The sequence below is a fragment of the Streptomyces ossamyceticus genome, assembly GCF_001418475.1.
Taxonomy (GTDB): Bacteria; Actinomycetota; Actinomycetes; order Streptomycetales; family Streptomycetaceae; genus Streptomyces; species Streptomyces ossamyceticus.
The window spans coordinates 1-9957 of record NZ_LIQX01000526.1 but is presented as its reverse complement, the minus strand read 5'-3'; the positions used below and the strand labels follow the sequence as shown (position 1 = coordinate 9957).

5 protein-coding genes and 1 pseudogene are annotated in these 9957 nt (G+C 69.5%); 2 read left to right on the top strand and 4 right to left on the bottom strand.

Annotated elements, in window-relative coordinates:
* Window positions 1–304: 304 nt before the first annotated feature.
* Together AOK15_RS31955 and AOK15_RS31950 are read right to left on the bottom strand one after the other, a co-directional pair.
* Window positions 305–625, bottom strand: a complete 321-nt coding sequence (locus AOK15_RS31955; protein ID WP_055521813.1) for a transcriptional regulator — start codon at window positions 623–625, stop codon at window positions 305–307.
* A complete protein-coding gene (locus AOK15_RS31950; protein WP_055521812.1) occupies window positions 622–1113 on the bottom strand; it encodes a hypothetical protein in 492 nt (163 codons plus the stop codon). The genes AOK15_RS31955 and AOK15_RS31950 overlap by 4 nt, the downstream gene beginning before the upstream one ends.
* A 508-nt stretch (window positions 1114–1621) precedes the next feature.
* Here AOK15_RS31950 and AOK15_RS31945 point away from each other — a divergent pair.
* Both AOK15_RS31945 and AOK15_RS31940 read left to right on the top strand, forming a co-directional pair.
* Window positions 1622–7429: pseudogene (locus AOK15_RS31945) on the top strand (RHS repeat-associated core domain-containing protein); the annotation flags it as partial.
* Window positions 7430–7877: 448 nt separating this feature from the next.
* Window positions 7878–8204, top strand: a complete 327-nt coding sequence (locus tag AOK15_RS31940) for a DUF7336 domain-containing protein (RefSeq protein ID WP_055521811.1) — start codon at window positions 7878–7880, stop codon at window positions 8202–8204.
* Window positions 8205–8390: 186 nt separating this feature from the next.
* Here the strand turns inward: AOK15_RS31940 and AOK15_RS31935 are convergent, their stop codons facing one another.
* Complete coding sequence (locus AOK15_RS31935) at window positions 8391–8906, bottom strand: phosphoribosyltransferase (RefSeq protein ID WP_055521810.1); 516 nt, start codon at window positions 8904–8906, stop codon at window positions 8391–8393.
* The gene (gene dcd / locus AOK15_RS31930) at window positions 8903–9478 is read right to left on the bottom strand and encodes a dCTP deaminase (RefSeq protein ID WP_055521809.1); all 576 of its coding nucleotides are present in this window, start codon (window positions 9476–9478) and stop codon (window positions 8903–8905) included. Before dcd ends, AOK15_RS31935 begins: the two co-directional genes overlap by 4 nt.
* Between the last annotated feature and the right edge of the window lie 479 nt (window positions 9479–9957).

Here is a 9957-nt window from a genome sequence, read left to right as displayed (position 1 = left end):
TCGGTGGTGCCGTGGGTGCCCGGGCTTCCTCCTGGGCACCCACCCCTCCACCGACCGCAGCACGGGGCGGTTCCTGCGGCGGGAGGCCGACCGCCGCACCCTCCTGCCCGTCGTCCACCCGCGCCCATGTCGCACCGCGAAGCTTGCCGGCCTTCCAGCGCTGCAAGCGCCACGACCGCGGAGGGAAGTGGTCAAAGAAGCGGTGCCCGGCCACCGCGTCGACGCACTGCCCAGGGCTTGGCGCAGATGCGTCTGCGCCGGCTCTGTCGCCGACCCCGCGGTACTCATCCGGCTCAGGTCGTGATCAGGGAGCCGGATCCGACGGCCCCACGATCGCCCGCAGGGCCGCAAGGTGCCCCTGATATGCCTCTCGGCCCCGCCGCGTCAGCCGGAGCCACACTCGCTGCCGGGTGTCGCGGACGGCCTTGCGCTGGTCGACGTAGCCGGCGCCCATCAGCACGGTGACGTGCTTGCTCAGCACGGAGGCGGAGAGGTCGAGTTGCTTCTGGACCAGGCCGAACTCCGCCTCGCCCGCGGCGTCCAGGAGGGCGCAGATACGAAGCCGGTTCGGGGCGTGGATGGTGACGTCGAAACCCTCCAGGCCATCGTGGATCTCGGCGCTCACGGGGTCTTCCGGTGCAGCCGGACGAAGGCAAGGTGGAAGCCGACGGAGACGGCGACACCGATCAGCGAGGCCGCGATCAGCCACACCGGCTGTCCCGTGGCGCGGAAAACGAACGCCGGCCCCACCAGCAACACGGGCAAGCCGACCGTGAGCGGCGCGGTCGCCCGCTTCGGCAGCACGTCGAACCGTAGCGCCACTCCGGTCTTGTTGCGCCACGCCCTCGCCGCCACGGCGAAGAGCGCCACGTACGCCGCGGTACTCGTCAGCAGGATGGCCAGCCAGGCGGGGCGCGGCAGTAGCCAGTCCGAGTCGGCCATGACGCCTCCGTAGGTGATCGGAAGCGCGGCGATGTAGAGCGTGAGCGTGAAGAAGAACCAGTTCGGCCACGGTGTGGCCGACAATGCCGCGGCGGAGGCCCGGATCTGCGCCGTGTCTGCCAGGGCGGCATGGGCCTGCTCCGGCGTCAGTCGTACCCCGTGAGTTTCCATACCGGAAAGAGTAGCTGCTAGTTTCCGATATGGAAAGAGATGAGTTTCCGATGCGGCAAGTGACCGGCTCGGCCATGTTGGTTCTGCCTCGCCGCCCACGATCGGGCACAAGCGGCCGGCCGCGTCCGCGTCGGTCGCCCGATCCGCCGGCGCCACCGCCGGCCGTACCCGCGACCGCCGTGCACGAGCCGCCCCCGGCGGCCTTCATGACGCCGACTGCACAACTCCCCCTGCCCGCGCCCCCGTTGCACGTGGGCCATGTCACAAGAAGCAATAGGGGAACCCCGCACACCCCTTTGTGATGATCAGGCCCTTTGCCTCTTCCGGCGGCAGCTAGGTTTCACATCGACCACATTCTTTACAGCAGCCTTACATTTGGCGGCTCAGAACCGAATACGGGTGGATGTTGAGACCACAGGGGGAATCGTCCTCTCCTTTCCGGAGAAGGACTGTTTGGCATGAGCGCAGCAGATATCTGCGCTGGACAGCGGGTGGCCTGGCCGCCGCCGTGGCCGTGACCCTGCTGCAGGGGCCGGCCGCGGCCGCTCCGCAGCACAAGCCCGCCAAGCCCGAGGCGGCGACCACCGCCGCGGACATCCCGTCCGCGAAGGTCGCGGCGCGGCTGTCGGGCAAGCGGGTGGAGGCGCTGTCGGAGCGCACCGAGACCTCCACGACCTGGGTGAACAAGGACGGCAGCCTCACCACGGAGATGTCGGCCGGGCCGGTGCGCTTCGAGCGCGACGGCGACTGAGTCGACGTCGACGTGGAACTGCGCGAGTCCGGTGACGGCGTGGAGCCGGTGGCGCACCCGCGCGGGCTGCGGCTGGCGGGCCGGACGGGTACGCCCGCGAAGTCGCTGAAGGCGGCGCAGGGGTCGAAGGCCGTCGACCTGGTGACGCTGGGCGAGGGCGACGAGCAGATCACGCTGGGTTGGAAGGGCGGACTGCCGGAGCCGAAGCTGGAGGGCACGCGGGCGGAGTACGTCAACGCCGTGCCCGGCGCCGACGTCGTGGTCGAGGCGACCCGCACCGGCTTCGAGCAGTACGTCGAGATCAAGGAGAAGCCGGCCGCCGGCGGGTTCTCCTACACGCTGCCGCTGGAGACCGGCGGACTGACGGTCGAGCAGCTGAAGAACGGCGGCCTGCAGTTCACCGACGAGAAGAACAAGAAGCGGGCCGTCATGCCCGCGCCGGTGATGTGGGACTCCACCGTCGACAAGCGCTCCGGCGAGCACACCCGCCGGGTGCCGGTGTCGATGAAGGTGGTCGAGAGGGACGGGAAGGACTCAGGCGTCGACCTGGTGGTCACCCCCGACCCCGAGTTCCTCGCCGATCCCGAGACCCGGTACCCCGTGACGGTGGACCCGTCGACGTCCTCGCTGTCGAACGTCTTCGACACCTATGTGCAGCAGGGCGAGACGGTCGACTGGTCGTCCGACACCGAGCTGGACTTCGGCAACCCGGGCACCACCAACGCCGACGGGACGCCCCGTACGGCGCAGTCCTTCATCAGCTGGAACACCTCCCCCATCGCCGACGCCCTGGTCACCAGCGCAAAGCTGAGCCTGTGGAACTTCCACTCGGGCAACCATCCGGACTGCGCGGCGCAGTCGTGGGAAGTATGGTCCGCCGGGGCCGCGTCGACCTCCTCCCGGTGGTCGAACCGCCCCTCGATGACGGCGAAGAAGGCCACCTCCACCGAGACCCGCGGCAACGCCTCGTGCGCCTCCCAGCCGGACGGCTGGATCAACGCCGACGTGAGCACGCTGGCGCAGGAGTGGGCCTCGGCCAAGGCCACCCGCGGGCACATGGGCCTGCGCGCGACGAGCGAGTCGGCCATGGCGCAGTGGAAGCGGGTCAACTCCGCGAACGCGGCGGCCAATCCGCCGAAGCTCGTGCTGAACTACAACTTCCGGCCGAAGACGGGCACCAAGCAGGAGGCCGGTCCGCCGTTCTTCTCCTACGGCGGCGCCTACGTCGTGAACACCACCACGCCGACGCTGCGCGACACCTTCGTCGACGCCGACGGTGACAAGGTCAACGGCACCTTCCAGATCTTCGACAACGCCACCGACGCCCAGGTCGGCGAGGTGATCGTCTCCAAGTACGTGGCCTCCGGGTCCGCGGCGTCGGTGACCGTCCCGTCCGGGGTGCTGAGCAACGGCAAGACGTACAAGTTCCGCACCAACCCCTTCGACGGGAAGCACTACAACACCGGCTGGTCGGCGTGGAAGACGTTCACCGTCGACACCTCGGCCCCGTCCGCTCCGACGCGGATCACGTCCACGGACTACCCGGCCGGCGAGTGGGTCAAGGGCGCCGGACAGGCCGGCACGTTCACCGTGACCCCGCCCTCGGGCGACCACAACTGGCTGGAGTGGTCGCTGGACGGCGTGACCTGGACCAGGGTCGCCACCGGCGGCGCCGGCGCGGCCAAGGCGATATCCGTGACCCCGCCCAGGAACGGCACCCACACCCTCCAGGTGCGGTCCGTCGACAAGGCGGACAACAAGTCCGAGGCAAAGGAGTACACCTTCCACGCCGGTTCCGGCGGCTTCCTCCAGCCGGCCGACGGCGAGCGCACCGCGCGTCGGCTTCCGCTGGTCGCCGAGGCCGAGGGCGGCAAGTACGACAAGGTCTCCTTCTCGTGGCGCCGCTCCGAGGCCGACTCCTGGACCAAGATCCCCGTCGGGGACGTCACCTCCGGCGGCACGGCGCTGACCGCCTGGCCCGTCGGGCTCACGAACGGCAGGAACGCGGCGCTGGTCTGGAACGCCACCGGCACCGTCGACCCCGACGGCACGGTCCAGATCAAGGCCGACTTCACCGGCCCGAACTCCGCCGCCAGCAGCACCGAGCCGTTGACCGTGGTCGTGGACCGCGACGCCGACGGCGCGGCCACCACGGAGGTCGGTCCCGGTTCGCTGAACATGCTCACCGGTGACTACACGCTGACGGAGACCGACGCGTCGTTCTTCGGCATGGAGATGACACGGACCGCTTCCTCGCGCGATCCCGACCAGGGCGCGACGCAGGAGGGGCAGGCCGCGATCTTCGGCAAGGAGTGGGTCACCGGCACCGTCGCCGACGAGACCACCTCCGAGTACAGCCACATCCGCAGGGTCTCCGACACCGCCGTCGACGTGGTGCTGTCCGAGGGCGACGCGGTGCACTTCACCGCCAACGCGGCGAAGACCGGCTGGGTGCCCGAGCCGGGTGCCGAGGCACTCACCCTCAAGGGGAGTGTCACCGGCACGTTCACGCTGTCGGACACCGAGGGCTCGGTGACCACGTTCGCCAAGGCGGGCTCGGCGGCCACCACGTGGCAGGTCTCCACCGCCCTGATCGACGGTCTGAGCAACACCACCACCAAGGTGGTCTCCGAGACCGTGACGTCGGGTGGCAGGACGCTGTCCCGTCCCAAGCGGATCATCGCCCCCACCTCGGCCGTCACGGCCGCCGCGTGCGAGGCCGATCCGGCCACCAAGGGCTGCCGGGTGCTGGAGTTCGTCTACGCCACCGCGACGACGGCGACCGGCACCGGGACGGACGCCGACTTCGGTGACTTCACCGGCCAGGTCAAGCAGATCAAGCTGTGGGCCACCGCCCCCGGCGCCGCCGCCGCGACCTCGACGGCCGTGGCCTCCTACCGGTACGACTCCGCCGGCCGACTGCGTCAGTACTGGGACCCGCGGATCGGTCAGCAGGCCGAGACCCAGTACGCCTACGACGAGGGCCGGGTCACCTGGTACCAGCCGTCGGGCGTGCTGCCGTACACCTTCGACTACGGCAACGCCGGCGGTGGCACGGCGCCCGGCGCCGGGATGCTGCTCAGCGTCTCGCGTCCGACCCTGAAGCAGGGCTCGGCGGACACCACCGACGGCGATGCGGTCACCAGCGTCGTCTACGGCGTCCCGCTGACCGGCGCCAAGGCGCCGCACGCCATGGGCAGCGGCGACGTCGCGAAGTGGGGGCAGCTCGACGCCCCGAGCGACGCCACCGCCGTCTTCCCCGCCGACTCCGTGCCCGCGTCCCACGACGGAGCGAACCTGACCGGCGGCGGATACACCCGCGCCGAGGTGCACTACCTCGACGCCTCGGGCCGCACGGTCAACACGGCGGAGCCCGGCAAGCACATCAGCACCATCGAGTACGACCGGTTCGGCAACACCGTCCGTGAACTGAGCGCGGCCAACCGGGCGCTGGCGCTCGGCACGACGGACGCGCAGAAGGACACGCTGACGGGTCTGGGCATCATCTCCCGGCCGTCGGCCGAGCGCGCCCACCTGCTGTCGACGACCTCGCTGTTCAACGAGGCCGGCACCCGGAAGATGGAGGAGTTCGGTCCGCTCCACCGGATGGATCTGACCGCGGACCTCAAGGACGGGACCACCGTCCTGGTCAAGGCCGACACCTCCGTGCCCGCCCGCACCTGGACGGTCAACGAGTACGACGAGGGACGGCCCACCGACGGCTCGGCCAAGGTCAAGGACCAGGTCACGCTCAAGATCGTCGGCGCCCGGGTCCGCGACTACTACTCGGTCATGGGTGAGAAGCGGCTCACCGAGACCCAGTACGACTGGGCCAAGGGCCTGCCGAAGCTGGTCATCCAGGACTCCGGCGGCCTGAACCTGACGACCACCGCCGCGTACGACGCACAGGGCCGGATCACCGACCTCGTGCCCCCCGGCGGCACGGGCGACGACGCCGCCACCCGGGTCACCGAGTACTGGGCGGCCGACGGCACCGGCTTCTGCAAGGGCCGTCCCGAGTGGGCCGACCAGGTCTGCTGGAGCGGCCCCGCCGGAAAGATCACCGGTGGCGGCAGCCGGCCCGACGAGGTGACCGACTCCACCGTGGAGTACGGCTACTTCGGCCAGCCGACCAAGGTCACCGACACCGCGAACGGCCAGTCGCGCACGACCACCCGGTCCTACGACGACGCGGGCCGCCCGCTGAAGACCACGGTGACCGGCGGCCTCGGCCAGGCGGTCCCGGAGTCCACCGTGGAGTACGACCCGGCGACGGGGGCGATCACCAAGATCACCTCTCCGACGGCGGGCACCATCACCAAGGCGTACGACAAGCTCGGCCGCCTCATGTCGTACACCGACGCCGACGGTGGCCGGACCACCACCGCCTACGACGCGCTCGACCGCGCGGTCAAGGTCAGCGACTCCGTCCCGTCGACCGTCACCTACACCTACGACCACGGCGCCGAGCCGCGCGGACTGGTCACCAAGGCCAGCGACTCCGTCGCCGGTGACTTCTCCGCCACGTACGACGCGGACGGGTCCGTCACCTCCGAGAAGCTGCCCGGCGGTTACACCCTGAACGTCGCCGAGGACGCCACCGGCGCCCCGACGTCCAGGGCCTACACCCGCGACAGCGACGGCACCACCGTCTACACCGACGTGGTGACCCGCTCCGCCCAGGGACGGACCACCAGCCACTCCGGCTGGTCCGACCAGCGCTACGGCTACGACAAGGCCGGGCGTCTGACCACGGTCGAGGACACCGTCGGCGAGGTGTGCACCAAGCGCACGTACGCCTTCGACAAGAGGTCGAACCGCACCGGTCTGACCACCGCGACGGGCGAGGTCTCGGGCGCCTGCCCCACCTCGGGAGGCACCACCACCACCCACGCCTACGACAGCGCCGACCGGCTCGTCGACTCCGGCTACTCCTACGACGCGTTCGGCCGCACCACCGCCCTGCCGGGCGGCACCGTCGACTACTACGCCAACGACCTCGCCTACCGGCAGACCGCGGGCGGCAAGCGGCAGACCTGGCAGCTCGACGCCGCCATGCGCTTCCGCTCCTTCAAGACCGAGACCGGCAGTGGCTCCACCTGGACCCAGACCGGGTCCAAGGTCAACCACTACGGCGACGACAGCGACAACCCGCGCTGGATCGTCGAGGACACCGCGAGCGGAGCCGTCGGCCGCAACGTGGCGTCCGTCTCCGGCGACCTGGCCGCGATCACCGGCAAGACCGGTGACACGGAGCTGCAGTTCACGACCGTCCACGGCGACGTGGCGCTCCAGCTCCCGCTGGACGTGAGCCGGGCACCGGTCGCCATCGACACGGACGAGTACGGCAACGCCCGTGAGAGCGGCGGCGCCGACCGCTACGGCTGGCTCGGCGCCAAGCAGCGCTCCGCCGAGACCCCGACCGGTCTCCTCCTCATGGGGGCCCGCCTCTACAACCCCACCACCGGCCGTTTCCTGTCCGTCGACCCCGTCCTGGGCGGCAGCTGCAACAGCTACGAGTACGTCTGCGGCGACCCCATCAACCTGGTCGACCTCGACGGCAGGATGACGGCGGTCGCCCTGGTCGGCATGGCCGGCCTCGGCGTCAGCGCCGGCACGGTGCTCACCGTGATCGGAGTGGGCGCGGTGGTCGCGATCATCGGCCTGATCTGGTGGAAGGGCAAGAAGTGGGCCATCAACAAGGTCCGCACCCTGTGGCGGGAGGCCCGCAAATCCGGGAAGGCGAAGGGCAACGACGTGCCCGACTTCGCCAAGGGCCAACGCCGGGGGAAGAACGAAACCCTCGACGCTGCCACCGACCGGGTCATGAAGAAGGGCGGATATCAGAAACCCTTCAAGAAGGGGCCGGGATCCGTCTACAACAAGGTTCGCAAGTACCTGTCCCGCAACTGAGCAGGACCTGAGGACCCAGGGAAACCGAGGAGCCGCGGCCCGCGCCGGCGTACACGCCGAGCGGGCCGCGGTCTCCCTTGTGAGACACGAGGTGATCACGATGGATGGACAGAACCGCGCCTACCTGCTGTGGCACGTCAGGCACGCCGAGCCGGCCGACGGGTCGGAGGTCCGGCACTTCGCCGCGGACGACGACTTCTGGGCCGACGAGGAGGAGGGCGACGACGTCAAACTCCTGGGTGTCTACTCGAGCCGCGAAAAGGCCCAGGAGCGCATCGTCCGGGCCCGCCCGCTTCCGGGGTTCCGTGACGAGCCCCAGTGCTTCTACATCGAGCCGTTCACCGTGGACGCCGACGAGTGGAAGGAGGGCTTCGAGACCGTCACGACTGGTGGCGACGGCTCCGACATGACGGCGGAGTCTGACTGAACCACCCCGGGCCGGGGTACGGCCCGACGCAGTTCGGGGTGCGGTGCCGTCGGCACCGCACCCCGAACTGCACCCCCGGCGGCCGGATCCGGGGGGTGTGGGTGCCCCGGCATGGCATCCTCTCCCTCGTGGCCTCCCGGAACCGTCGACTCCCTCGCACTCGCTCCTGGCCCCTGTCGGCCACGGTCAGAGTGCTTCCTTCGACGGAGTAATCGGCTCCCCCGACTTACGTACCACTGGCAAGACGCTCCACGGGAAGTTGATCCACTCGTCCGTCCGCTTCCACACGTACTCGCACTTCACGAGGGAGTGCGACTTCTCGTAGATCACGGCGGACCGGACCTCTGCCACGGCGTCGAGGCAGAAGTCGTGGACGAGCTTGAGCGTCTTGCCGGTGTCGGCGACATCGTCCGTGATCAGGACCTTCTTGTCGGAGAAGTCGATCGCGTTGGGCACGGGCGCGAGCATGACGGGCATATCGAGCGTGGTGCCGACGCCGGTGTAGAACTCCACATTGACGAGATGGATGTTCTTGCAGTCGAGGGCATAGGCAAGACCGCCCGCGACGAAGACACCGCCACGGGCTATGGAGAGGATGATGTCGGGCTCGTACCCGTCGTCAGCGATGGTCTGCGCAAGTTCACGCACGGCGGCGCCGAACGCCTCGTACGTGAGGTTCTCCCGGACCTGGGACACGCTCACACCTGCGTCCGGTGGAAGTTGAGGAAGGACCGGGAGGCGGTCGGCCCCCGCTGCCCCTGGTACCGCGACCCGTACCGCTCGCTCCCGTACGGGGACTCGGCGGGCGAGCTGAGCCGGAACATGCACAGCTGCCCGATCTTCATACCGGGCCACAGCTTGATCGGGAGCGTCGCGAGATTCGACAGCTCCAGCGTCACATGACCGGAGAACCCGGGGTCGATGAACCCGGCGGTGGAGTGCGTGACGAGCCCGAGCCGCCCGAGCGAGCTCTTGCCCTCCAGCCGGGAGGCGAGATCATCGGGCAGCGAGATGACCTCGTAAGTGCTGGCGAGGACGAACTCCCCGGGATGCAGGATGAACGGCTCGTCGCCCTCGGGCTCCACGAGCCGGGTGAGATCCGCCTGCTCGATCGAGGGGTCGATGTGGGGGTACCGGTGATTCTCGAACACCCGGAAGAAGCGATCGAGCCGCACGTCGATGCTCGACGGCTGCACCATGGATTCGTCGTACGGATCGATCCGCACCCGTCCCGCGTCGATCTCGGCCCGGATGTCCTTGTCTGAGAGAAGCACGCCCCGAGGATACGCAACTCCAGAACACGCAAGACGCGCGGACCCTCCGCATTCGGGCGGGGAACCGCGCGTCTCACTCCTAGCGAAACCGGCCCCGCACGCCTACGCCCGACGCCACCACAGCTGTGGCCTACCGCTTCTCGCTTACCGCTTCTGCAAGGCGACCGGCACGACGCTGCGCAGCCGGGCGCAGCGAGGGCAACGGATGAGCCGGCCGGGGCCGAGTCGCTCGGCCTGCTGCATCGGGAACGAAGCGGTGCTGAACACGTGCCCATCGGCACAACGGACGACGGTGCGCTCCATCAAGTCCAAGAGTCCCTTCCCCAAGAGCCGCGTCTGATGGCCGGCCTCACGCCGACCTGACGACGAAAGCCACATTACGGGATCAATGGGATGGCCCTCCAGGCGGCACTCCGATCCACCGGAGGCCCCCACGGACCCTCTTCCGCGGCCCCCACCGTACGCCCCAACTCCCGCAC